Source organism: Bacillus sp. WMMC1349, assembly GCF_013155385.1.
Lineage (GTDB): Bacteria > Bacillota > Bacilli > Bacillales > Bacillaceae > Bacillus.
On sequence record NZ_JABJUQ010000007.1, the window covers coordinates 3,986,466 to 4,006,849 of the forward strand.

The following is a 20,384-nucleotide window of genomic DNA, read 5'->3' on the forward strand; positions in this document are numbered from 1 at the left end:
GTTAGGATATTTATATCTTTTGAAATATAGCCTGCGATTAGGTGGAGGACCATTGTGAAGAGTATAGAAGATTTTATGAAAAGAAATAATCTGTCATTTAATGGAACAACGGTCATTGTTGGTGTTTCCGGGGGGTCTGACTCCATGGCTCTGCTCCATATTCTCAAGAGCATGATGCCAAGCACTGCAACATTGATAGCTGTGCATGTGGATCATATGTTCAGAGGCAGGGAATCTGAGGAAGATATGCGCTTTGTTCAAACATATTGTGATCAAAAGGGAGTGCTTTGTGAAACACGGCAAATCAATGTTCAAAATTATGCTGATGAAAAAAAACTGAATAAACAGGCAGCTGCAAGAGAATGCCGCTTTCAGTTTTTTAAAGAGCAAATGGAAAAACATCAAGCGCAATATTTGGCATTGGCCCACCATGGCGATGATCAAATCGAGACGATGTTGATGAGGTTGATAAAAGGAACGATCGGTTTAGGGCTTGCCGGCATTCAACCAAAACGCCGATTTGGAGGAGGGTGGCTCATAAGGCCGTTTTTGGGGCTTGAAAAAAAAGACATTTTACACTATTGCAAAGTGAATCAAATCCCATTTAGGATAGATCCAAGTAACAACAAAGATGCCTATACACGAAACAGATTGAGACATCATGTACTCCCGCTATTAAAAAAAGAGTCAGAAGATGTACATAAACGTTTTCAGTCCGTCAGTGAAGCGTTGGCCGAAGATGAATTGTTCTTACAGGAATTAACGAAAGAGAAGATGAATACAGTCATCACAAAAAAGTCGAGTTCTACTGTTGAAATCAAGATAGAAAACCTTCTAAACCTTCCAATGCCTTTACAAAGGAGAGGAGTTCAACTAATATTAAACTATCTTTATGAAAACGTTCCATCCGTGTTTTCTGCCCATCATATTGAAGTGTTTCTGGAATGGGTTTCAAAAACAGAACCATCCGGTTCACTTGACTTTCCAGATGGGTTAAAGATAGCCAAATCTTATCATACATGTTTGTTTACATTTCTTCCAATGCAAAGCGAAAATATCTCCTATCATTATGAAATAAGTGGAACAGATAAAACAGAGCTGATGCTTCCTAATGGATCTTCAATTCATGTGAGCAGGCAAGCTTCAGAAGGTGCCTCAACAGGGAATGATATGTTTGCAACTAGTCCAAGGCAGGTTCAATTCCCCCTTTATGTACGAACAAGGAAAAAAGGGGACAGAATGAAACTTAAAGGGATGAATGGTTCAAAAAAGGTAAAAGATATATTTATTAATGAAAAAGTGCCTCTCGAAAAAAGAGATAGTTGGCCTATTGTGACAGACGCGGTTGGAATGATCGTTTGGATACCTGGTCTGAAAAAAACCATTTTTGAAGAACATGATGATACAAACAATGAGCGCATTGTATTACAATATAGACAGCATGAAAAAGTGTAGGGGGCAAACAGAGAATGAAACATGACATTGAGAAGATTTTGATTTCTGAAGAAGAAATCAAAAATAAAGTCAAAGAACTTGGTGCGACTTTGACAGAAGAATACAGCGATAAGTTTCCGTTGGCTATTGGTGTTTTAAAAGGAGCAATGCCGTTTATGGCAGATCTCCTAAAGCGTATTGATACATATTTGGAAATGGATTTCATGGATGTATCAAGCTATGGAAATTCTACAGTTTCCTCTGGCGAAGTAAAAATCCTTAAAGATTTGGATACATCTGTAGAGGGTCGGGATATTTTAATTATTGAAGACATTATTGACAGTGGGCTAACGTTAAGTTACCTTGTAGAGCTTTTCCGATACCGCAAAGCAAAGTCCATCAAGATTGTCACTCTTCTCGATAAACCGAGCGGACGGAAGGCAGACATTAAAGCAGATTATGTCGGTTTTGAAGTACCAAATGCATTTGTTGTTGGATATGGTCTTGATTTTGCGGAACGTTATCGCAATCTTCCGTATATCGGAGTACTCAAACCGTCGGTTTATGAGAGCTAATATGCGAGTGGTGTGTGAAAAGGATAACTGTTGTATTGGAATGATTTTCTATGATACTATTGAACATAGTTGTGCTTACTGTGGGAGGAGGTAAGGAATGAATCGAGTCTTCCGTAATACCATTTTTTATTTACTTATTTTATTAGTTGTGATCGGGGTTGTGAGCTTCTTCCAAAACGCAAATCCGAAAACCGAAAATATGTCGTATAGTGATTTTGTTTCAAACCTTGATAAAGGGAAGGTGGAAAGTGTATCCATTCAACCTGTTAGAGGTGTTTATGAGGTCAGGGGGCAGCTAACTAATTATAGCAAAGACGAGTATTTCTTAACCCATGTTCCTGAAGGAAGAGGATCAGATCAAATTCTGCAAAAGGTTAAGAAAACGAAGATTGAAGTTGAACCCGCACCGGAAACAAGCGGATGGATGACCTTCTTTACTACCATAATCCCTTTTGTTATTATCCTCATTCTTTTCTTCTTCCTGCTTAATCAAGCTCAAGGCGGCGGAAGTCGTGTCATGAACTTTGGTAAAAGCAAAGCGAAGCTTTATACAGAAGAGAAGAAACGCGTCAAGTTTAAAGATGTTGCTGGAGCAGATGAGGAAAAGCAAGAACTGGTCGAGGTCGTTGACTTCCTTAAAGATCCACGGAAGTTTGTTGAACTCGGGGCGAGAATTCCGAAAGGTGTACTTTTAGTTGGACCACCTGGTACAGGTAAAACTTTGCTAGCAAAGGCTTGTGCTGGTGAAGCGGGCGTACCTTTCTTCAGTATTAGTGGATCAGACTTCGTTGAAATGTTTGTCGGAGTCGGTGCATCACGTGTTCGTGATTTATTTGAAAATGCTAAGAAAAATGCGCCGTGTCTGATTTTTATTGATGAGATCGATGCTGTTGGACGTCAACGTGGTGCCGGTCTTGGCGGAGGCCATGATGAACGTGAACAAACATTGAACCAGTTGCTTGTTGAAATGGACGGATTTAGTGCTAATGAAGGGATCATCATTATTGCAGCAACAAACCGTGCTGACATATTAGACCCTGCGTTACTGCGTCCGGGACGTTTTGACCGTCAAATTACTGTTGATCGCCCTGATGTTAAAGGACGTGAAGAAGTACTAAAAGTACATGCTAGAAATAAACCGTTAGATGAAACCGTTAATTTAAACGCAATTGCAATGCGCACACCAGGATTTTCTGGAGCGGATCTTGAAAATCTTTTGAATGAGGCGGCACTTGTAGCAGCACGTCAGGATAAAAAGAAAATCGATATGCGTGATATCGATGAGGCAACAGATCGTGTCATTGCGGGACCAGCTAAGAAAAGCAGGGTCATTTCCAAAAAAGAACGCAATATTGTGGCGTATCATGAAGCCGGACATACAGTGATTGGACTTGTGTTGGATGAGGCGGATATGGTTCATAAAGTTACAATTGTTCCCCGTGGGCAAGCAGGTGGTTATGCGGTAATGCTTCCGAAGGAAGACCGTTATTTCCAAACGAAACCGGAACTTCTCGACAAAATTGTTGGGTTGTTAGGGGGGCGTGTGGCTGAAGAGATTATCTTCGGTGAAGTCAGCACAGGAGCCCATAATGACTTTCAGCGTGCAACAGGAATTGCGAGACGGATGGTCACGGAGTTTGGTATGTCTGAAAAACTCGGGCCGCTACAATTCGGACAGTCGCAAGGCGGGCAGGTCTTCTTGGGGCGCGACTTTAACAATGATCAAAATTACAGCGATGCGATTGCGTATGAGATTGATAAGGAAATGCAGCACTTCATTAAAGAATGTTATGAACGTGCTAAAACAATTCTTACTGAAAACCGCGATAAACTCGAACTGATCGCGCAAACATTGCTAAAAGTCGAAACGCTTGATGCTGAGCAAATTAAGCATCTAATGGAACATGGAAAACTTCCTGAACGTAAGTTTTCAGATGACGAAGAACAAACAGATGACATGAAAGTCAATATCAATAAAAGAGATACAGAAACACAAAACGATGAAAAAGAGTAATTTTTAAGGGAACTGCCAAACTTTTGGCAGTTTTTCTTATTGTGGAGAAGAAATGAGCGGTCTAAAAAGTTGAATCAAGGGGAATTGCGAGACCCCACGAAGAGGCTCGCGGATCGCCCATGGAAAGCAAATTCTCCAATTTTTATTCATCCCTACTACTATCAGGACACATAAGGTGTTAAAGTCTCGTGCTCTGCCCCTGCACAGTGTTATGAGTTGTGTTCATCCGTTTGAGGACTTGTTGGTGAACATTCCGCCGAAAATGACCGTATAGGGCTATTTAAAGGATTTTTGCTCCGTAAGATCCTTTTTATGAAAACGCTGAATACTATAATGACCGATTTCTTTAGCGGTTTGATTCGTTTACAAATCAAATCTTAATCGTGTATTGTATGAGGGTAGAATGTTTTATCTTAAAGTAAGAGAAACTAATCAAAGTGGTGATCAGATTGTTACTTGTGATAGACGTGGGAAATACGAATACCGTCATCGGTGTGTATCATAATGGAGAGCTTGAATATCATTGGCGAATTGAGACAAGCCGTCATAAAACTGAGGATGAGTTTGGTATGCTCCTTCGTTCCTTATTTGATTATGTAGGTTTGATGTTTGATCAGATTGAAGGGATCATTATTTCTTCAGTTGTACCGCCAATTATGTTTTCTTTAGAAAGAATGTGTACAAAGTATTTTCAAATTGAACCATTAATTGTTGGTCCCGGCATGAAAACAGGATTAAACATAAAATACGATAATCCTAAAGAAGTCGGAGCAGACCGGATTGTAAACGCGGTAGCGGCTATTCATCTTTATGGGAGTCCGCTGATTGTCGTTGATTTTGGAACTGCTACAACTTATTGCTGTATTAATGAGGATAAACAATATTTGGGTGGAGCGATAGCACCGGGAATTACAATCTCCACAGAAGCTCTTTATTCTAGAGCTGCAAAGCTTCCAAGAATTGAAATTGCCAGACCGGACAACATTATTGGTAAAAATACGATTAGTGCTATGCAATCGGGAATTCTATACGGCTATGTTGGACAGGTTGAAGGAATTGTAAAACGGATGAAACGACAGTTAAGAGAGACCCCAAAAGTAATTGCAACCGGTGGACTAGCATCATTAATTGCAGAAGAGTCTGATTGTATTAATATTGTTGATCCGTTTCTTACGTTAAAAGGGCTTGAATTAATTTATGAGCGGAACCGTGTGGGGAGTATTTAGGAGGATAACGAATGGATTATTTAGTGAAAGCGTTGGCATATGAAGGTAAAGTCCGTGCGTATGCTGCTAGAACAACTGAAACTATTTCGGAAGCGCAAAGACGTCATCAGACATGGGCAACCGCTTCAGCAGCTTTAGGTAGAACGATGACAGCAACCGTCATGATGGGAGCTATGCTGAAAGGCGATGATAAACTGACAGTTAAAATTGAAGGAGGTGGACCAGTCGGAGCCATTATTGCTGATGGAAATGCAAAAGGTGAAGTTAGAGGGTATGTATCAAACCCGCAAATTCACTTTGAATTAAATGAACAAGGAAAACTTGACGTTAGAAGAGCTGTTGGGACTTCTGGCACATTAAGTGTTGTAAAAGATCTCGGTTTACGCGATCTGTTTACGGGACAGGTCGAGATCGTTTCAGGTGAGATCGGGGAAGACTTTACATACTATCTTGTTGCTTCTGAGCAAGTCCCTTCTTCAGTAGGAGTGGGTGTGCTTGTCAATCCTGATCATACCATTTTGGCTGCTGGCGGGTTTATCTTTCAGTTAATGCCAGGGACTGATGAGAAAACGATCGAAAAGCTTGAAACGAATCTTTCTCAGGTGGAACCTATTTCTAAATTGATTCAAAAAGGACTTTCACCAGAAGAAGTGCTAAGTGTCGTCTTAGGGGAGGAACCAGAAGTACTTGAGACCATCCCTGTCAAATTCACATGCAATTGTTCAAAAGCACGATTCGCAAGTGGGATTATTGGATTAGGTAAACAAGAAATTCAAGCAATGATTGATGAAGATGGAAAAGCAGAAGCGCAATGCCACTTTTGCAATGAAACTTATATATTTACTAAGGAAGAGCTTGAAGCCCTTCGAGATGAATGATCAAGTCTGCTAATCACTTAGCGGACTTTTTTTCGATTGACAAAATTTTTTGATATTAGGTATAATACCAATAAAAATACTCGGAAATTGAGGTGCTCAGAATGGTTCGTGTTGCTAACTCTGTTTATGATTTAATCGGAAATACACCTGTTGTTAAATTGAATCGCCTTGTTGAGACAGATAGTGCTGATGTATATGTAAAGCTTGAGTATATGAATCCTGGAAGCAGCGTAAAAGATCGGATTGCGCTAGCAATGATTGAAGATGCAGAAGAAAAGGGTTTATTGAAAGAGGGCGATACTTTAATTGAACCGACAAGCGGAAATACTGGAATCGGGCTAGCGATGGTGGCTGCTGCAAAAGGGATTAAAGCCATTCTTGTTATGCCTGACACAATGAGCTCTGAACGTCGCAACCTTCTTCGTGCCTATGGAGCTGAACTTGTGTTGACTCCTGGAGTTGAAGGGATGAAAGGGGCAATAAAAAAAGCAGAAGAACTTGCGAAAGAGCATGGCTACTTTATGCCTCAACAATTCAGTAACCCTGCCAACGCGGAAGTGCATCGCCGTACAACAGGAAAAGAAATTGTTGAACAGTTTGATCAACTTGATGCATTTGTTGCAGGTATTGGAACTGGGGGAACAATTACGGGAGTCGGAGAAGTGTTGAAAGAGAATTATCCATCTATTCAAGTGATTGCCGTTGAACCGACAGATTCCCCCGTTCTATCGGGAGGAAAACCAGGTTCTCATAAAATTCAAGGAATTGGAGCAGGCTTCGTTCCTAAGGTTTTAAATACCGATATTTATGATGACATTATCACAGTAAAAAATGAAGAAGCATTTGATTTCGCTCGAAAAGCTGCAAGAGAGGAAGGAATTCTTGGTGGGATCTCATCAGGAGCGGCTATCTTTGCCGCACTCCAAGTTGCTAAAAAGCTTGGAAAAGGTAAAAAAGTGCTGGCTGTGACTCCGAGCAATGGTGAGAGATATTTAAGCACTCCGTTATGGTCAGAAAATCACGATTAATTTAACTTATATTCAGTAATGATAATCTCTGCTGGTTGAGAATATCGAGATGGTTTAGAGAAAGTTTTTACATCAACTTTTACGTAATCAAATACTGCGTTGATAGCTGATTTCTTTTCAATGTCATCTAAATTAACCCATTCACTTTGAATATTTTCAATGAAAAGGGCAAGCTCTTCAAGTGTTACAGATTCAGAATCAGTTTTGATTTTTTGTAAAAGTTTTGATTGCATATTTGAATAATTCTCTAACATTTCTCGATATTCTTTCTTTGTTAAGTCACCTTCAATATAAAGTTCTTTTGCACGCTTTTTCTTTGCATCTAATTCATTTACTTTTTTCTTTATATTACCCATATCATCTTTTGTCTCATCTGTTTCTAATTTGTCTTTAAAACCAGTTAGTTTTAACAAGTTTAAGAATGTTTTTTCCAGTGAATCTTGTCCAAATTGCGGGAGATCGCATATTCCTAATGAGTAATGTCCCTTGCATTTATAACCGTATCTAACGCTACCATCTTTTCGGTATTTAGGAGAACCCATAAGTGGATTACCACAACGAGCACATTTAAAAACACCACTAAATAAATATGTGTATTTCCGGTATGATTTAGTATTGTTCTTTTTTCTTATATCCATCGATTTATGGACTTGTTCCCATAATTCTAAAGAAATGATTTGTTCAAAGCTTTTTTGCGCGATATCAGTATAAACCTCTTCTCCCCAGCGTATTTTTCCAATATAGATCGGGTTGTTTATTATGCTTAATATTCCTGCACGTTGAAATAATGAACCACTTCTTGTTCTAAATCCATTTTTATTTAGGTATCGCGATAATGCACCGGCTCCTAGAGATATGGAGCGTTCAAATATTAACTTTACAAGTTTAGCTTCTTCTTTATGTGTAACTAATTCTCCATTTTTTAATCTATAACCATAAGGAACTTTCCCACCATTAAATTTTCCTTCTTCAGCACGCTTTTTCATAGCATCTTTGACACGTTCTGAAATTGTTTCTCTTTCCCATTGTGCTAAAGTGGCTACTAATGTTATAAACATTCGCCCAGTAGCGGTGGTTGTGTCAAATATCTCCATAGATGATTTGAATTTCACATTATACCTATCCATCTGTTTTAGTATTTCGTATAAATCTACAACTGAACGAGTGAAGCGGTCTAAGCGATAAACCAAAATTATGTCAAAAGTTTTCGATTTCATGTCATTAAGCATTTTTTGAAAAGCTGGTCGCTCTGTATTTTTAGCAGAAAATCCTTCATCAGTATATACTTCTTTTATTTCCCACCCTTGAGAAAGAGCATATTGCTCCAATCTTTCTTTTTGCAGATCTAATGATATTCCTTCTTCTGCTTGTAGATCAGTAGAGACCCTTGTATATATCACACATTTCATCCTTATTCTCCTTTATCAGAATGTATGTTCTTTTGGTTGTAAAAGAAGAGCGGGTAGTCTCCCGCGTTGGTAAATTATGAATTAATCAATCGGCGCACAACTCCATACGTATTTTCCCGTTATTGTAATTTCAGGACATTCAAAAGGATTGGTGCAATCAAAAATAAAAGGTTTTTGTTCAGGATTGTATGAGTCTGGCTCAAGAATAATGCTGTTGTTTGTTTGGTAAAATCTTTTCAGTGTTGTTTCATAACCATTGATACGGACAGCTACAATATCACCGTTTGCAACTTCTTTAGTTTTAGTATCTATAACAGCATAAAAACCATTAGGCACTATTTTGTTCATGCTATCTCCTTCGATTTTCAAAGATACGAGGTTTTCCAAACCATACATTTTAATTAATTTATCAGGGATTGGAAGGCTACCTATGATATTGTCATCTGCCCATTTAGGGCAACCTGCAGGAATAGATCCATATATAGGAACTGTCTCTGTCATCGGAACAATACTACTATGCGTATTTTGTTCGCCCACATTGTCAAAAATCAATTCGGCTGTGCTAACTCCTAGTTTTCTTGCTAGCGTTTCAATTGTACCTGTCTTGGGAGTTCGTTCCCCTCGCTCCCAATACCCTATTGTGACATCAGAAAAGCCAAGTCGCTTTCCGAATTCAGCTTTAGAAAGTCCTAACTCTGTTCTAATCCTTGCTATGTTTTTGGCGAAGTTTATTTTTTTCCCCATTTTTTCACCTCCTTGTTATTTATGTTGTTATTATAAAACAAAATGTTAGCTATAGCAAACATACAGTTAGAAAAAACAACGCAAATATATAAAAATGGTGTAAAAATCGTTGACATCTAACAAAATGTTAGATATTATTAACGTGTGAGGAGGTGAGGTAAATTGGAATATAAAATTGCAAGAACTCCAAAAGAATGGAGGGCGCGTTTAAATTTAACTCAAGACGATGTAGCTAAAGCCTTAGGTATTCATAGAACTACTTACTCTTCGTGGGAGAGAAATCCGCAAAAGATGGAGATAGAAGAAGGTGTGGCACTAGCTGATGTATTTGGGTGTGACTTTTCAGAAATCATTTTTTTTAAACTAAAACCTAACAAAATGTTAGATATAGAGAGGGATGTTTCTTAATGAAAAAAAACAAATCAGTTGAATCAATTGTTCTTAGCGGAAAGTATGCTATTACATTTGTTCAAGAGATAAGACCGAGCATGCATTCAATTATTAAAGAACGAAAGGCAAAACAAAAAAAGGAGATTTCATAAATGAATGAATTACAAACGTTTAATCATAAAATTTTTGGAGATTTACCTGTAATGATAGTGGATGGAGTTGAGTGGTTTGGAGCAAAGGAAATTGCTAAAGCATTAAGCTTTTCGAAACCACATAATGCAATTCAAAACCATGTTGAGGAAGATGACTCCGCGGTCCACGGAGTCATCGACAGAATAGGAAGAAAACAAAAGAAAAAGTTCGTAAATGAATCAGGTTTATACGATTTAATATTTGGAGCTGCAAAACAAGGGAACAATCGAGAAATTAAAGAGAAGGCAAAAAAATTTAAACGATGGGTAACCTCTGAAGTGCTACCTATAATTAGAAAAACGGGCGGATACGTTAATAAAGGTAACGAAGAACAATTCATTAAAAACTATTTTCCTAGTTTCAGTGATGAAGTAAAGCAAGCAATGGTGCTAGATTTGCGAAATCAGAACAATCAACTAAAAAAGCAAATTGAGCAAAACAAACCTAAAGTTCTGTTTGCGGATAGTGTGTCAGCATCCAGTACATCTATTTTGGTGGGGGAGCTTGCAAAACTATTAAAACAGAATGGAATTGAAACGGGACAGAAACGATTTTTCGCATGGTTAAGAGACAACGGATATTTAATAAAGCGAAAAGGGACAGATTACAACATGCCAACTCAAAAGAGCATGGAAAGTGGATTGTTCGAAATTAAGGAAACATCTATAACACATTCAGATGGTCATATCAGTATCAGTAAGACACCTAAAGTCACTGGCAAGGGTCAAGTATATTTCATCAATAAGTTTCTAACGAAAGAAGAGGCGGTTTCATAATGTCAAATCAATTGCAGGTTATAGATGGTATTCAAAAGGAAAAGGTGGATTATTATTCGATCTATCGAAAAATATTTTTAAATGAGCTATACGAAGGATTGGCACAATGCGAAAGCCAGGGATCTATTGAAAGAGAGACCCTCAAAAGAGTTGTCTTTAGTGGTTTAAAAATGATTAATAGTGAGGACATGCCTGAAACATATGAAGACGTACTAACGAGATTTCACATTATTGGCTCTATCAATACAATGATAGGTTGGTTAACGCCAAGGGAATTGATGCAGATGTTCCCGGTCGAAAAGCATTATGACGGTGATAAATATGAAATGAAAGACTATTTTTACACAATGCGAGTTATTGAAGAAAAGGGACTAGACAATTGCATTGGAACAGAACGAGAAGTATTTGACTTTATTTCAGATTATCAAAACTCGGATATTACATCATTTATGATCGAATCGCTATCAACAGTCAGTGCCTTACGAAGAGCAGAAGGACAAAAAGGTTTGTTAGAAGAGTTTGCTGAGGAAAAGGGGATTGATACTTACACAATGGGGACTGATCACAGAGGAAAGCAAGTATTGGTTAACAATACAACTGGTGAAGTGCAGAGAGTGATAAAGAAGCGTCCGAGATATATACAGCCAGTAGATTAGGTCATTACTGACCAACTAAAAGGAGGTGGGTAAAGTGAAGATCAAAACAAAAGAATGGCTTGCTCTAAGCGAGGCAGAACGTTTTATGAAGATTTATCAGGCTTTTGTGAAGAAGCATATCTAAAAGTTAAAGGAGAGAGAATAAATGGCTAATATGAAATATCAAATGCCAGTTACATTAGAAAAAGGTAAGGCCTGGGCAGCTGTCTGGATTAAAGGGTTTGAAATAAAAAATAGAAATGCTTTTTCCATGGGTGATGCTAAAGAAAGCCAGCTCAATCTTGAACTGACTTTTAACAGTAATGATTATTCTACAGAAAAATATACACAGTTTATAAATGATCTTATTAGATTTCTTAATGAGCATGGTTGGACTGAAGGAAAACAATATTAATTTAAACCGAGCCTTTGTTTTAAATAATCTTGTGCAATTCCAGCCATTAACGACACTGAAATACTTGCAAGACCTTTTGTTTTTTCTTTAGTAGCTTCCCATATTGATGTCTCTCTTATGTTATCAAGAAATACATGGCCATCCCAGGTCAAATGACCTAGGATTAAGCCACTTAGTGAATCATCAGATCGTATTGCTTTACCTTCGATAAAATTGGCATCAATTAGCTTTAAAATAGCGTAAAACGAGGTTTCTTCTCCAAACTTTTGAACGGTTTGAAGTTCTCTTACCTCGCTAGTATTTAGCTGGTCGTTCAATGTAAGTTTTTCTTCTAATTCAAGAAGGATTTCTCTTACACAATCGTGATCAAGTTTCATAGTTTCACCCCCTATCTTACAGGAACATTATACCAAAGAGGAGGATAAGCATGAATTTAAATCGATTTCTAAAGTCTGATCAGGAAAGAGCTGAAAGGCTAATCAAATCAATGGATTTTCTAATCACTGAACTGTTACCAGATGCTATTGAGGACGGAGATTATGAAGGGTGTATTGAAATAGCAGGGTCGATGATTGCCCATTGTAAGGATCTTAAACGGATGGAGCATCCAGAACAAGTTGTTCAGCTGCATGAAATAGCGTCCCAACTCTTAAGTAAAGGGATAGACGTTTCAACTGTAAGGAGGGCGTATCAATGAATATCGAGCATCCAATCATTACAGAAATCAACCGTTACGGTTATCCGTTGGAATATTTGAAGTATGAAAAAGAGAAAGACAACGAAGAGGAAGACAATTAAAAAAGTTCACTCTGCCAAGTGAACTTTAGGGAAGTGATTTTTTAAGAAAGAATATTTAAAGCATATCGAATATTTTTTGAAAAATCAAGGGAGGAAACAAATTAATGAGTAGTCTTCCAGAAACAGAACAAGTGTTAATCGATCAGGTCGAAGAAGAGGAAAAGGATTATGAAGTGTTTGAGGTGACTGACCTAGAATCAGCAGCCGAAGCACAACGGCGCATCACTTACTTTAAAGGGAAACAATCAGAAATAGATGCAGTGGCTGAAAAGCAGCTTGAACGCCTCAGAACTCAAATTGAACGGGTTGAGTTTTGGCGTGATGAGTCTAAAAAACCATATGTCGAGCGTGAAAACTTCTATATCCATAGACTAGAGCGATACATGCGGGAAGAAGTCAGAAGGCAGATTGAAAGTGGCAAAAAGCCATATAAGTCAATCAATCTACCGTATGGAAAAATTAAGCTTACCAAGCAGCAGCCGGAATATCAACGTAATGAAACCGACTTGTTGAAATACGCGGAAACAAAAGGGTTAGTCAAAATTAAAAAAGACGTTGATTGGGCATCCATTAAAAAGAAATCTTCAGTTTTCGGGGACAAGCTAATAGACGCAGATGGCGAGATTATTTCAGGTGTGACAGTGGTTGATAGGGAAGATAAATTCACAGTCGAGGTGAACGAATAATGAATATTTATCAAAAGCTGATCGAGGTCAGAAAGGCGATCCCGTATCTCCAAAAAGAAAACAAAGGAAACCAGTACGAATATGTCGGATCAAGTCAGGTTTTAGGCGCTATCAGAGATGAATTAGACAAACAAACGCTTTTACTGATTCCGAAAATTGTAGACAAACGCATCTTAACAGAAACAGTTGAAAGTAAAGATAAGTACGGCAATCAGAAAAAGAAAACGACATATTTCACAGAATTAGACCTTGAATTTATTTGGGTGAATGCAGAAAATCCCGAAGAAACGTTGACTGTCCCTTTTTATGCACAGGGTGTTGATATAGCAGGAGAAAAGGGAGTCGGTAAGGCTTTGACATACGCTGAAAAATATTTTCTTTTGAAACAATTCAACATTCCGACAGATAAAGACGATCCAGACGCATTTCAACAAAAAGTAGAAGCGACAAAACCACCTGAAATGATCACACAGGAGCAAAAGGATGAAATTCAATCCCTTGCTCAACATTATATTGAATTGCGTGGACAAGGCGATGTGAAGACCGTTATAACAGCTCTTGACATCAAAGATATTAACAAAATCAATAAAGGGCAAGCTGACCATTGTATCTATCTACTTAAAAGATGGGTGGCTAAAGCAGAGAAAGAATTAGCATAACAAGAGGGTGATTTTATGGGCGGAGCGTTCCAAACAAGTAGAGACATTTTTACAAGCGATATATGGCAAAACCCAGTCGAATTCCGTCTATTCTTCTTTATTTATGGAAATGCAGTTTTTTCGGAAGAGGGGCAACGAAAAGGCGATGTTTTGGTGAAGCGCGGTCAATTTTTAAGATCATATCGAAATTTACAAAAAGACTTGCAGTATATCGAAAATAGATCGGTCAAACAGTATTCACTTTCGAGGATCAAAAGGGCGGTTGATCGACTGATTAAAGAAAATCGTTTGAAAATCGAGGACACCGAACTTGGAACGCTCTTCACTGTCGTAAATTATGAGGTATATCAGGGGTTAGAGAACTACAAAAAAGGCAACTTGGAACGGAGAGAGAACGCAGATGGAACGGAGACGGAACGCAGATGGAACAATAATAAGAATGTAAAGAAGGTAAAGAAGGAAAATAATAATAATAATAAACGTTTGGTTTTTGATGAAAAACAAATGCAGCTGGCTGAATTGCTTTGGAAACATGTCCATATAAACGCCCCTGACATGAAACAACCAAACCTTGATAAATGGGCTAATACAATTCGACTGATGATGGAACGTGACGGACGCACAGGAAAAGATATTCAAGAAGTGATCTTGTGGTCTACTAAACACGAATTCTGGTACAAAAATATTTTAAGTGCTGATAAATTGCGAAAACAATATGCCAGATTAGTAGTTCAGAAGAATGAAGAAGAAAGAAGGGGAACGAGAAATGGCAACCAACAACCGTACGGACAAAGCTATGGAGAAAATACTGAAGAAGCTTCAGGAAAGGTCAGCTCAATCTTTGGTGGAAGAGTCGGACGCCTTAGAAAAAAAGGGTGAATATGACTGTCCCACTTGTAAGGATGAATTGGGTTATCTAGAAAACAGGGACGGCATTGAGGTGTGGGTACGCTGTAAATGTGTTGAGTGGCGTCGAATTAGGAAATTAATGAATTCTAGTGACATAACTGCAGAGTTTGAGAAATTACAATTCAAGAATTTTGTTACGGAAGGGAAACACGGTCTGATCGTTGATGCTTACGATTGCGCTGTTGATTACTATAAGAATTTCGACAGTATCAAGGATAAACGTAAAAACAGCATTGCCCTTTTGGGACAGCCAGGATCAGGAAAGACACATTTACTTACAGCCATATCAAATAAATTAATCAAATCGAAAAACGTGCCAGTTCAATACTTTCCATATGTCGAGGGCTTCAATGATCTGAAAGATGATTTTGAAAAATTGGAAGAGAAGCTACGGCGAATGAAAGAGGTTGATGTCCTTTTTATAGACGATCTATTTAAGCCTCTGAAGGGTAAACCTAGGGCAACTGATTGGCAGGTGGAACAGACATATTCAGTCATCAATTATCGTTATCTCAATCATAAGCCGATTCTCATTTCAAGTGAATTGGATATTGAGCAGCTTGTACAAATAGACGAAGCACTCGGCACACGGATTTATGAAATGTGTGAGAACTATATAGTCATCATCAAGGGTGACCGGATGAAATTAAATCATAGATTAGGAGCTTGGAAATGAAAAACTATCAAATCATTCCATTGATGCCGGGAGTTTACGAATTGTCGCCAAGGAAGACAGGGAAAGGCAAAGACCTGACACCAGTTATCAAAATGCTAGAAGAGAAAATGCGCGAAATGGAAAAAGCGATAAAGGAGAGCGCCTAATGGGTGTTTATATCATGCTTGATCATTGTAATTTTGATTGGAAGCCGGACGAAGTGGATGAAGTTGAATCTTACTGGCAGGGCGGTTTACCCATTGAAAGAATTGCAAAAATCGTTAAACGACCAGTGAAAGAAGTCTTTCTCTTACTCTATGACCGTGCGGAGTTGGGGCATATCAGGGAAAGAGAAGGCGGGATATTCGGTGCTTGAGCAAATAAAAGCTGCATTTGAGATCTTATTTCTGGCCGGATACAGAGAAAAACAGATTAAGCAATGGATACATGATGACGGGAGGTAAGGAGATTGAGAGAGATCAAGTTTCGAGGTAAACCGATTGAGGATTATGGCGATATTAAATGGTTTTATGGCGGTATCGACTTATACCATGATAAAAAATTAGCCTATATCAGTGCTCCTTATAACGGTCATATACAGGTAGAGTGGGCATCAATTGGACAATACACCGGATTGAAGGACAAAAACGGTCAGGAGATCTACGAGGGGGATGTCTACCATCAAGGCGACCTAAATATCTTGTACGTTGTTGTATATAAAGACACTAGTTTTATAGGTAAGCAAATAAGGGCCAGTAGTTATGCGGGTTTGGAATATTGGAAAGACAGAATCGAAGTTATCGGCGACATATATCGAAATCCTGATCTATTGGAGGTGGCGGAATGATTAAATTACCTGAAAATCCTTGCGCTATCTGTCGGAAAAATGAGGTAACTCAGTTATGTGATTTTGTAACAGCTTATGTGTGGACATCAGTTCATGGTGGTATTCATAGAACTTGTGATTTGCCAATGTGTAAGGAGTGTGCAAAATCACACGGCCCATTTGACTTTTGCCCATACCATGATGGATTAAGCAAAAAGCTTAAAGTTCCAGATAAAAAATTAATAAGACGGAAAAATCAGTATAAATCAAAAGAGTTAAAAGAATTGAGGGGCAACCAATGATCACCCTTAACATACCCGTTACACCAATGGGAGCCGTTCGAATGACTGGGCGTGGCAAATTCGTAAATAAAAACGCTCAACGATACTTAGCCTATAAAGATTTCATCAAGTGGGAAGCGCAGAAACAGATGAAAAGCGATCCTTTTGAATCGGGAGCACTCCATGTAGATATCACTTTCGTTATGCCGATTCCTAAAAGTTGGTCAAAGAAAAAACAGCAACAATCCATCAATACGCTGCATACCAAAAAGCCAGACATCGACAATCTTATAAAAGGCGTGTTCGATGCTCTAAACAAAATTGCTTGGAAAGATGATAACCAAGTTTCAAAAGTAACTGCTTGTAAAAAGTACGGTGAAAAGCCAGGAATCGAGTTCAGATTACAAGGGCGACAGAAGAATGGGAACAGCTAAGCGTCTGATTATACGCTATAAAAACGATTATAGGCGCACTGTGGGGCATAACACCCTATGGAGGAACATTGATAGTCTAATAGAGTTAAAACGTCGCTATGGCTTTTTAAACGACGATTTAGAGTATATCGAAATTGATGGTATTGAATACGATCTCGACAAGGTAAGGGCAGCGCTCGAAAAGCATGGTTATTCATGAGATTGAAACAACTTTCCGTATAAATGGGATTTCACACCGGAGAGTAAAATAAATAACGGCTTCATTTGTCGAATTTTGTCGAAAAAATGAGAGGGAGAATTTAAACATGTTAAATAGATCAATTATTGTTGGACGCTTAACTAAAGATCCAGAGTTAAGATATACCGGCTCAGGTGTTGCTGTTGCAGGATTCACACTTGCGGTTAATCGACCGTTCAAAAATCAAAATGGAGAGTCAGAAGCAGACTTTATAAACTGTGTGGCTTGGAGAAAGCAGGCTGAAAACGTCGCGAACTTTCTTAAAAAGGGATCATTAGCAGGCGTAGACGGACGATTGCAGACACGCAACTATGAAAACCAGCATGGTGGTCGGGTGTTCATTACAGAATTAGTCGCTGAATCAGTTCAATTTCTGGATACAAAAAACAGCAACCAGAATCAAGGACAGAACCAGAGACAACAGCAAGGAAATAGATTCCTAGATGACCCGTTTGCCAATAATGGAAAGCCGATTGATATAAAAGATTCAGATTTGCCGTTTTAAGGGGGATAAACATGATAAGGCGTGTTGTTCAGTGGGTGGCAACAAACTATGATTCTGAGAATCTACAGGTCATTACTGTTTTTGAAGAAGGCATAAATAAACAAGCTGCTAAAAATCAAACACCGTTCTGCAGGCGTCACAGGGTACTTTACAAAAGTAAAGGGGGGAATAAATATGAGTTCAAATAAAAATTGGAGATTGCCAGGGGAAGTGAAAGTTTGGAAGATGACAGAGAAAGAACGGTTGGCTTATATCAAAAAGTACCCAATTGTCTACCGAGAGTATTTAAAACCTTCACGTAATTTTATATTTGAAAAACAGAATTATTGGGAGGCATGGAAATGACACTCTTACAAGGGGAATTCCTAAATCTATACAAGGCAAAATTGAATACCAGTAAAAAAACATCAGAACAAATTAAAAACGAATTAACTGGGCTAGAACCAAATGAAGAAGAAATTCAAAATTGGCTTAAAATATATGGCTTAATTGCCGGAGTAGAGGTTATTGTCGCAAAAAGTTGGAGTGGAGACGGGTATTGTCTCGTTAACTGGCTAGAAAAAGATAGTGGAACAATAAAAGAGTTTTTCTACCACTTAGAACAAGATCCAATGTTCGGCTCCTATTTTGATGAACGAGAAGAGTTTGAGGAAGATTGGCAATCGGGAGAGTATTGTCCGGCCTGTTCAATTGTATTCAGTGATAAAGATGTTGAAATTATTGAGATAATTGTTCGTTAAAGGAGTTACGAAAATGAAAGAATGCTCAAATTGTGGTGATGAGTTTCAAACAGATGAAGGTTATCCAACTAATCAAGAAAATAGGTTTGAATGTTGTTGTTCATTAAATTGTTGGCTTGAGCTTATAGATGAAGCGCCTTGGAAAGAAGAAATTGACTAATTCACAGTTTAAGAAATTAACGGCATAGTGTTCAGTCGTAGTTGACTAAAAAATAACATAAGACGGGAAGGGAGAATCATGATCTATCTAATTATAGGAATCATTATTATTGCAGCACCGTTGATTTGGATAGAGTTTACCGAAAGACGTATTGAAAAATGGGAAAAAGAAAAGTAGAAGAATAGGAGGGATAGGATGTCTAAACAATTATCTTTTCTTCCAGCTGTGGATGAAAAAGCCGTCCGCAAAGTTGTCATCAAAGAATTGAAAAATTACCGTGCGCTTAAAGTCCAATTGGAGAACAAAAAGGAATGTTCATCTGCTGGCATAAATACTTTCCCTTCCCTCCGAGATTCATTAAATCTCAATGAACTCAAGGTCAAGCAGATGGAACGCGCCTTACAAAACAGCTTGGATGAAGAAGAACGGTTAATCATTGAAAAGAAATATCTAACTGCTGCAAGGGTAAAAGATATTCATATCTATATAGAACTCGGAATGAAAAAGGATACTTATTATGAAATCAAGCAACGCGCTATAAACCGTATAGCTACAGCACTCGGAATTATCTGAGTGCTTTTTTTATCGACAAAATCCCGACATTTTTCCGATAAAATGGGGGACAAAAAGGGGGACTATTTATGTCTGCATTAGCGATAACATTTACTTATCAAGAATATATGGGAGACGCGCCTTTCCCTTATCAATGGCGTATCCGGATACGGAACAAAGGTGTTGAGGAATGAAGCCGAACGGGAGGAACATTCTGAGCCTGGATAGCGCTAGTCTTGCGGCAGCCGTATCGGGGAATAGTATTTTCATTGTACCCATGATCTTACTATGCTTGGCTTCCTCCCGGGGTATGTGTAAGTTCAATTTTATTAAATATAAGCGTGTTAATGGACTTGGTTGATGTTCTCTGTAAACCGTGTCCAGTGAATCTCAGATAAGACGATTGATGGCAAAGGGAGCCTCTGAGTGTGGGCATGGTTTAGAAAGAATATAGCCAAGCGCTTTTCCGAAAGGGAGGGTGTTTTTTTATTTGAGGGAGGTATAAAAAGTGGATTTTAAAAAGGATTTAGCCAATATGAGTATATCTGACCTATTGGAAAGGGTAGTAAATGGTCCATATCAACCGTATCAATCAATCACAACTAAAGAGAAAATGGCACCACCTTTACTTCAAATTGAACTTGATGATATTGATTCTCCGCCACGTATTTTTTATAACGGTAAAAAAATTGACAAGATTATAAATGCAGATTTTTCATACTTAACTAGGGATGATTCAACGCTTAATCCAACGCATATTGACATTGAATTTGTCGATAAAGATAGCAAGTATGGAACAAAAGCAATCGTTTACAATCGATCTCTTTACAACCGAAGGAAGGATAACAATGCCACCTAAGCCGTTAAGGGAGTGTAAGGCCTATGGGTGTAAGGCACTAACTAGAGAAGCCTATTGCCATGATCATAAGCACATCAAGCAAGAGGAAACAAAACAATACAACAAACATTCAAGAGACAAAACAATTACAAGTTTTTATAAATCAACTGATTGGAAGCAAACAAGACAACTTGCTTTGTTAAGAGACAACTATCTTTGTCAGAGATGTTTGAGGGAACATCGCTTCATACCTGCTGACATGGTTCACCACATTGTGGAAGTAAAAGAGGACTGGTCCAAGCGTTTAGACCTTTCAAACCTTGAAAGTCTCTGTAATGCTTGCCATAACAAGGTTCATGGTGATCGAAGTAAGCTAGGGCAGTAGGA

Annotated in this window: 32 protein-coding genes and 1 pseudogene; 30 read left to right on the forward strand and 3 right to left on the reverse strand. The window is 38.3% G+C overall.

Features of this window, described 5'->3' with window-relative positions:
• Positions 1–54 precede the first annotated feature (54 nt).
• The 6 genes and pseudogenes from tilS to cysK all read left to right on the forward strand — a co-directional run bounded on the left by tilS (position 55) and on the right by cysK (position 7,155).
• Positions 55–1,480, forward strand: a pseudogene (gene tilS, locus HOO54_RS22735) (tRNA lysidine(34) synthetase TilS).
• Entirely contained in the window at positions 1,470–2,009 is a 540-nt protein-coding gene (gene hpt, locus HOO54_RS22740; RefSeq protein WP_172299261.1) for a hypoxanthine phosphoribosyltransferase, read from the forward strand. Before tilS ends, hpt begins: the two are co-directional and overlap by 11 nt.
• Before the next feature lie 97 nt (positions 2,010–2,106).
• Positions 2,107–4,023, forward strand: a complete 1,917-nt coding sequence (ftsH, locus tag HOO54_RS22745) for an ATP-dependent zinc metalloprotease FtsH (RefSeq protein ID WP_172299263.1) — start codon at positions 2,107–2,109, stop codon at positions 4,021–4,023.
• Positions 4,024–4,472: 449 nt separating this feature from the next.
• Positions 4,473–5,249 (forward strand): type III pantothenate kinase, encoded by a 777-nt coding sequence (locus HOO54_RS22750; protein ID WP_172299265.1) that lies wholly within the window; start codon positions 4,473–4,475, stop codon positions 5,247–5,249.
• A gap of 11 nt (positions 5,250–5,260) precedes the next feature.
• Positions 5,261–6,127, forward strand: a complete 867-nt coding sequence (gene hslO, locus HOO54_RS22755; RefSeq protein ID WP_172299267.1) for an Hsp33 family molecular chaperone HslO — start codon at positions 5,261–5,263, stop codon at positions 6,125–6,127.
• Positions 6,128–6,228: 101 nt separating this feature from the next.
• Positions 6,229–7,155: a cysteine synthase A gene (cysK, locus tag HOO54_RS22760; RefSeq protein ID WP_172299269.1), complete on the forward strand. Its 927-nt coding sequence runs from the start codon at positions 6,229–6,231 to the stop codon at positions 7,153–7,155.
• On the opposite strand, the gene HOO54_RS22765 is transcribed toward cysK, so the two are convergent.
• Together HOO54_RS22765 and HOO54_RS22770 are read right to left on the reverse strand one after the other, a co-directional pair.
• A complete protein-coding gene (locus HOO54_RS22765; protein WP_172292226.1) occupies positions 7,152–8,564 on the reverse strand; it encodes a recombinase family protein in 1,413 nt (470 codons plus the stop codon). The two genes, cysK and HOO54_RS22765, sit on opposite strands and share 4 nt — an antisense overlap.
• An 81-nt stretch (positions 8,565–8,645) precedes the next feature.
• The gene (locus HOO54_RS22770; protein WP_172292228.1) at positions 8,646–9,308 is read right to left on the reverse strand and encodes a LexA family protein; all 663 of its coding nucleotides are present in this window, start codon (positions 9,306–9,308) and stop codon (positions 8,646–8,648) included.
• A 162-nt stretch (positions 9,309–9,470) separates the two neighbouring features.
• Here HOO54_RS22770 and HOO54_RS22775 point away from each other — a divergent pair, with 162 nt between their 5' ends.
• From HOO54_RS22775 to HOO54_RS22790, 5 genes are all read left to right on the forward strand, one after another.
• The gene (locus tag HOO54_RS22775) at positions 9,471–9,716 is read left to right on the forward strand and encodes a helix-turn-helix transcriptional regulator (protein ID WP_172292230.1); all 246 of its coding nucleotides are present in this window, start codon (positions 9,471–9,473) and stop codon (positions 9,714–9,716) included.
• Positions 9,716–9,850 carry a hypothetical protein gene (locus HOO54_RS24830; RefSeq protein ID WP_301539265.1) on the forward strand — a complete coding sequence of 45 codons (135 nt, stop codon included), beginning with the start codon at positions 9,716–9,718 and terminating at the stop codon, positions 9,848–9,850. Before HOO54_RS22775 ends, HOO54_RS24830 begins: the two co-directional genes overlap by 1 nt.
• Positions 9,851–10,666: a phage antirepressor KilAC domain-containing protein gene (locus HOO54_RS22780; protein WP_172292232.1), complete on the forward strand. Its 816-nt coding sequence runs from the start codon at positions 9,851–9,853 to the stop codon at positions 10,664–10,666.
• Positions 10,666–11,322: a hypothetical protein gene (locus tag HOO54_RS22785; protein ID WP_216664702.1), complete on the forward strand. Its 657-nt coding sequence runs from the start codon at positions 10,666–10,668 to the stop codon at positions 11,320–11,322. Before HOO54_RS22780 ends, HOO54_RS22785 begins: the two co-directional genes overlap by 1 nt.
• A 145-nt stretch (positions 11,323–11,467) precedes the next feature.
• Complete coding sequence (locus HOO54_RS22790; RefSeq protein ID WP_172292234.1) at positions 11,468–11,716, forward strand: hypothetical protein; 249 nt, start codon at positions 11,468–11,470, stop codon at positions 11,714–11,716.
• Here HOO54_RS22790 and HOO54_RS22795 read toward each other — a convergent pair.
• A complete protein-coding gene (locus tag HOO54_RS22795) occupies positions 11,713–12,093 on the reverse strand; it encodes a DUF2513 domain-containing protein (protein ID WP_172292236.1) in 381 nt (126 codons plus the stop codon). The two genes, HOO54_RS22790 and HOO54_RS22795, sit on opposite strands and share 4 nt — an antisense overlap.
• Positions 12,094–12,143: 50 nt before the next feature.
• Here HOO54_RS22795 and HOO54_RS22800 point away from each other — a divergent pair, with 50 nt between their 5' ends.
• The 19 genes from HOO54_RS22800 to HOO54_RS22890 all read left to right on the forward strand — a co-directional run bounded on the left by HOO54_RS22800 (position 12,144) and on the right by HOO54_RS22890 (position 20,382).
• Complete coding sequence (locus HOO54_RS22800) at positions 12,144–12,413, forward strand: YqaH family protein (RefSeq protein WP_172292238.1); 270 nt, start codon at positions 12,144–12,146, stop codon at positions 12,411–12,413.
• 205 nt (positions 12,414–12,618) lie between these two features.
• Positions 12,619–13,200 carry a host-nuclease inhibitor Gam family protein gene (locus HOO54_RS22805; protein ID WP_172292240.1) on the forward strand — a complete coding sequence of 194 codons (582 nt, stop codon included), beginning with the start codon at positions 12,619–12,621 and terminating at the stop codon, positions 13,198–13,200.
• Positions 13,200–13,859 carry an ERF family protein gene (locus HOO54_RS22810; protein WP_172292242.1) on the forward strand — a complete coding sequence of 220 codons (660 nt, stop codon included), beginning with the start codon at positions 13,200–13,202 and terminating at the stop codon, positions 13,857–13,859. The genes HOO54_RS22805 and HOO54_RS22810 overlap by 1 nt, the downstream gene beginning before the upstream one ends.
• A gap of 15 nt (positions 13,860–13,874) precedes the next feature.
• Positions 13,875–14,738: a hypothetical protein gene (locus HOO54_RS22815; RefSeq protein WP_172292244.1), complete on the forward strand. Its 864-nt coding sequence runs from the start codon at positions 13,875–13,877 to the stop codon at positions 14,736–14,738.
• Positions 14,656–15,444: an ATP-binding protein gene (locus HOO54_RS22820; RefSeq protein WP_172292278.1), complete on the forward strand. Its 789-nt coding sequence runs from the start codon at positions 14,656–14,658 to the stop codon at positions 15,442–15,444. The genes HOO54_RS22815 and HOO54_RS22820 overlap by 83 nt, the downstream gene beginning before the upstream one ends.
• Positions 15,441–15,590: a hypothetical protein gene (locus HOO54_RS22825; protein WP_172292246.1), complete on the forward strand. Its 150-nt coding sequence runs from the start codon at positions 15,441–15,443 to the stop codon at positions 15,588–15,590. The genes HOO54_RS22820 and HOO54_RS22825 overlap by 4 nt, the downstream gene beginning before the upstream one ends.
• On the forward strand, positions 15,590–15,799 hold the full coding sequence (locus tag HOO54_RS22830; protein ID WP_172292248.1) for a hypothetical protein: 210 nt from the start codon (positions 15,590–15,592) through the stop codon (positions 15,797–15,799). The genes HOO54_RS22825 and HOO54_RS22830 overlap by 1 nt, the downstream gene beginning before the upstream one ends.
• A gap of 93 nt (positions 15,800–15,892) precedes the next feature.
• Positions 15,893–16,270: a YopX family protein gene (locus HOO54_RS22835; RefSeq protein ID WP_172292250.1), complete on the forward strand. Its 378-nt coding sequence runs from the start codon at positions 15,893–15,895 to the stop codon at positions 16,268–16,270.
• Positions 16,267–16,551: a hypothetical protein gene (locus HOO54_RS22840; protein ID WP_172292252.1), complete on the forward strand. Its 285-nt coding sequence runs from the start codon at positions 16,267–16,269 to the stop codon at positions 16,549–16,551. The genes HOO54_RS22835 and HOO54_RS22840 overlap by 4 nt, the downstream gene beginning before the upstream one ends.
• Positions 16,548–16,964 (forward strand): RusA family crossover junction endodeoxyribonuclease, encoded by a 417-nt coding sequence (locus HOO54_RS22845; protein WP_172292254.1) that lies wholly within the window; start codon positions 16,548–16,550, stop codon positions 16,962–16,964. The genes HOO54_RS22840 and HOO54_RS22845 overlap by 4 nt, the downstream gene beginning before the upstream one ends.
• Positions 16,951–17,163, forward strand: a complete 213-nt coding sequence (locus tag HOO54_RS22850; protein WP_172292256.1) for a hypothetical protein — start codon at positions 16,951–16,953, stop codon at positions 17,161–17,163. The genes HOO54_RS22845 and HOO54_RS22850 overlap by 14 nt, the downstream gene beginning before the upstream one ends.
• A 106-nt stretch (positions 17,164–17,269) precedes the next feature.
• Positions 17,270–17,707 (forward strand): single-stranded DNA-binding protein, encoded by a 438-nt coding sequence (gene ssb / locus HOO54_RS22855; RefSeq protein WP_172292258.1) that lies wholly within the window; start codon positions 17,270–17,272, stop codon positions 17,705–17,707.
• A gap of 11 nt (positions 17,708–17,718) precedes the next feature.
• The gene (locus HOO54_RS22860) at positions 17,719–17,895 is read left to right on the forward strand and encodes a hypothetical protein (RefSeq protein WP_172292260.1); all 177 of its coding nucleotides are present in this window, start codon (positions 17,719–17,721) and stop codon (positions 17,893–17,895) included.
• Positions 17,882–18,052 (forward strand): hypothetical protein, encoded by a 171-nt coding sequence (locus tag HOO54_RS22865; protein ID WP_172292262.1) that lies wholly within the window; start codon positions 17,882–17,884, stop codon positions 18,050–18,052. The genes HOO54_RS22860 and HOO54_RS22865 overlap by 14 nt, the downstream gene beginning before the upstream one ends.
• Positions 18,049–18,447 (forward strand): hypothetical protein, encoded by a 399-nt coding sequence (locus tag HOO54_RS22870; RefSeq protein WP_172292264.1) that lies wholly within the window; start codon positions 18,049–18,051, stop codon positions 18,445–18,447. The genes HOO54_RS22865 and HOO54_RS22870 overlap by 4 nt, the downstream gene beginning before the upstream one ends.
• A 13-nt stretch (positions 18,448–18,460) precedes the next feature.
• Positions 18,461–18,607 (forward strand): hypothetical protein, encoded by a 147-nt coding sequence (locus tag HOO54_RS22875; protein WP_172292266.1) that lies wholly within the window; start codon positions 18,461–18,463, stop codon positions 18,605–18,607.
• A 195-nt stretch (positions 18,608–18,802) separates the two neighbouring features.
• Positions 18,803–19,180, forward strand: coding sequence for an ArpU family phage packaging/lysis transcriptional regulator (locus HOO54_RS22880; protein WP_172292268.1), 378 nt, complete (start codon positions 18,803–18,805; stop codon positions 19,178–19,180).
• Between the two features lie 487 nt (positions 19,181–19,667).
• Complete coding sequence (locus HOO54_RS22885) at positions 19,668–20,018, forward strand: hypothetical protein (RefSeq protein ID WP_172292270.1); 351 nt, start codon at positions 19,668–19,670, stop codon at positions 20,016–20,018.
• On the forward strand, positions 20,008–20,382 hold the full coding sequence (locus HOO54_RS22890) for an HNH endonuclease (RefSeq protein WP_172292272.1): 375 nt from the start codon (positions 20,008–20,010) through the stop codon (positions 20,380–20,382). The genes HOO54_RS22885 and HOO54_RS22890 overlap by 11 nt, the downstream gene beginning before the upstream one ends.
• The last annotated feature ends 2 nt before the right edge of the window (positions 20,383–20,384 follow it).

Bases quoted from the DNA above. Each gene is read 5' to 3' on its own strand.
- HOO54_RS22870 (WP_172292264.1), top strand. From the start codon at position 18,049: ATGACACTCTTACAAGGGGAATTCCTAAATCTATACAAGGCAAAATTG.
- HOO54_RS22790 (WP_172292234.1), top strand. From the start codon at position 11,468: ATGGCTAATATGAAATATCAAATGCCAGTTACATTAGAAAAAGGTAAG.
- ssb (WP_172292258.1), top strand. From the start codon at position 17,270: ATGTTAAATAGATCAATTATTGTTGGACGCTTAACTAAAGATCCAGAG.
- HOO54_RS22815 (WP_172292244.1), top strand. From the start codon at position 13,875: ATGGGCGGAGCGTTCCAAACAAGTAGAGACATTTTTACAAGCGATATA.
- cysK (WP_172299269.1), top strand. From the start codon at position 6,229: ATGGTTCGTGTTGCTAACTCTGTTTATGATTTAATCGGAAATACACCT.
- hslO (WP_172299267.1), top strand. From the start codon at position 5,261: ATGGATTATTTAGTGAAAGCGTTGGCATATGAAGGTAAAGTCCGTGCG.
- HOO54_RS22810 (WP_172292242.1), top strand. From the start codon at position 13,200: ATGAATATTTATCAAAAGCTGATCGAGGTCAGAAAGGCGATCCCGTAT.
- HOO54_RS22880 (WP_172292268.1), top strand. From the start codon at position 18,803: ATGTCTAAACAATTATCTTTTCTTCCAGCTGTGGATGAAAAAGCCGTC.
- HOO54_RS22785 (WP_216664702.1), top strand. From the start codon at position 10,666: ATGTCAAATCAATTGCAGGTTATAGATGGTATTCAAAAGGAAAAGGTG.
- ftsH (WP_172299263.1), top strand. From the start codon at position 2,107: ATGAATCGAGTCTTCCGTAATACCATTTTTTATTTACTTATTTTATTA.
- HOO54_RS22770 (WP_172292228.1), bottom strand. From the start codon at position 9,308: ATGGGGAAAAAAATAAACTTCGCCAAAAACATAGCAAGGATTAGAACA.
- HOO54_RS22845 (WP_172292254.1), top strand. From the start codon at position 16,548: ATGATCACCCTTAACATACCCGTTACACCAATGGGAGCCGTTCGAATG.
- HOO54_RS22830 (WP_172292248.1), top strand. From the start codon at position 15,590: ATGGGTGTTTATATCATGCTTGATCATTGTAATTTTGATTGGAAGCCG.
- HOO54_RS22765 (WP_172292226.1), bottom strand. From the start codon at position 8,564: ATGAAATGTGTGATATATACAAGGGTCTCTACTGATCTACAAGCAGAA.
- HOO54_RS22840 (WP_172292252.1), top strand. From the start codon at position 16,267: ATGATTAAATTACCTGAAAATCCTTGCGCTATCTGTCGGAAAAATGAG.
- HOO54_RS22850 (WP_172292256.1), top strand. From the start codon at position 16,951: ATGGGAACAGCTAAGCGTCTGATTATACGCTATAAAAACGATTATAGG.
- HOO54_RS22795 (WP_172292236.1), bottom strand. From the start codon at position 12,093: ATGAAACTTGATCACGATTGTGTAAGAGAAATCCTTCTTGAATTAGAA.
- HOO54_RS22875 (WP_172292266.1), top strand. From the start codon at position 18,461: ATGAAAGAATGCTCAAATTGTGGTGATGAGTTTCAAACAGATGAAGGT.
- HOO54_RS22860 (WP_172292260.1), top strand. From the start codon at position 17,719: ATGATAAGGCGTGTTGTTCAGTGGGTGGCAACAAACTATGATTCTGAG.
- HOO54_RS22800 (WP_172292238.1), top strand. From the start codon at position 12,144: ATGAATTTAAATCGATTTCTAAAGTCTGATCAGGAAAGAGCTGAAAGG.
- HOO54_RS22890 (WP_172292272.1), top strand. From the start codon at position 20,008: ATGCCACCTAAGCCGTTAAGGGAGTGTAAGGCCTATGGGTGTAAGGCA.
- hpt (WP_172299261.1), top strand. From the start codon at position 1,470: ATGAAACATGACATTGAGAAGATTTTGATTTCTGAAGAAGAAATCAAA.
- HOO54_RS22780 (WP_172292232.1), top strand. From the start codon at position 9,851: ATGAATGAATTACAAACGTTTAATCATAAAATTTTTGGAGATTTACCT.
- HOO54_RS24830 (WP_301539265.1), top strand. From the start codon at position 9,716: ATGAAAAAAAACAAATCAGTTGAATCAATTGTTCTTAGCGGAAAGTAT.
- HOO54_RS22825 (WP_172292246.1), top strand. From the start codon at position 15,441: ATGAAAAACTATCAAATCATTCCATTGATGCCGGGAGTTTACGAATTG.
- HOO54_RS22805 (WP_172292240.1), top strand. From the start codon at position 12,619: ATGAGTAGTCTTCCAGAAACAGAACAAGTGTTAATCGATCAGGTCGAA.
- HOO54_RS22820 (WP_172292278.1), top strand. From the start codon at position 14,656: ATGGAGAAAATACTGAAGAAGCTTCAGGAAAGGTCAGCTCAATCTTTG.
- HOO54_RS22865 (WP_172292262.1), top strand. From the start codon at position 17,882: ATGAGTTCAAATAAAAATTGGAGATTGCCAGGGGAAGTGAAAGTTTGG.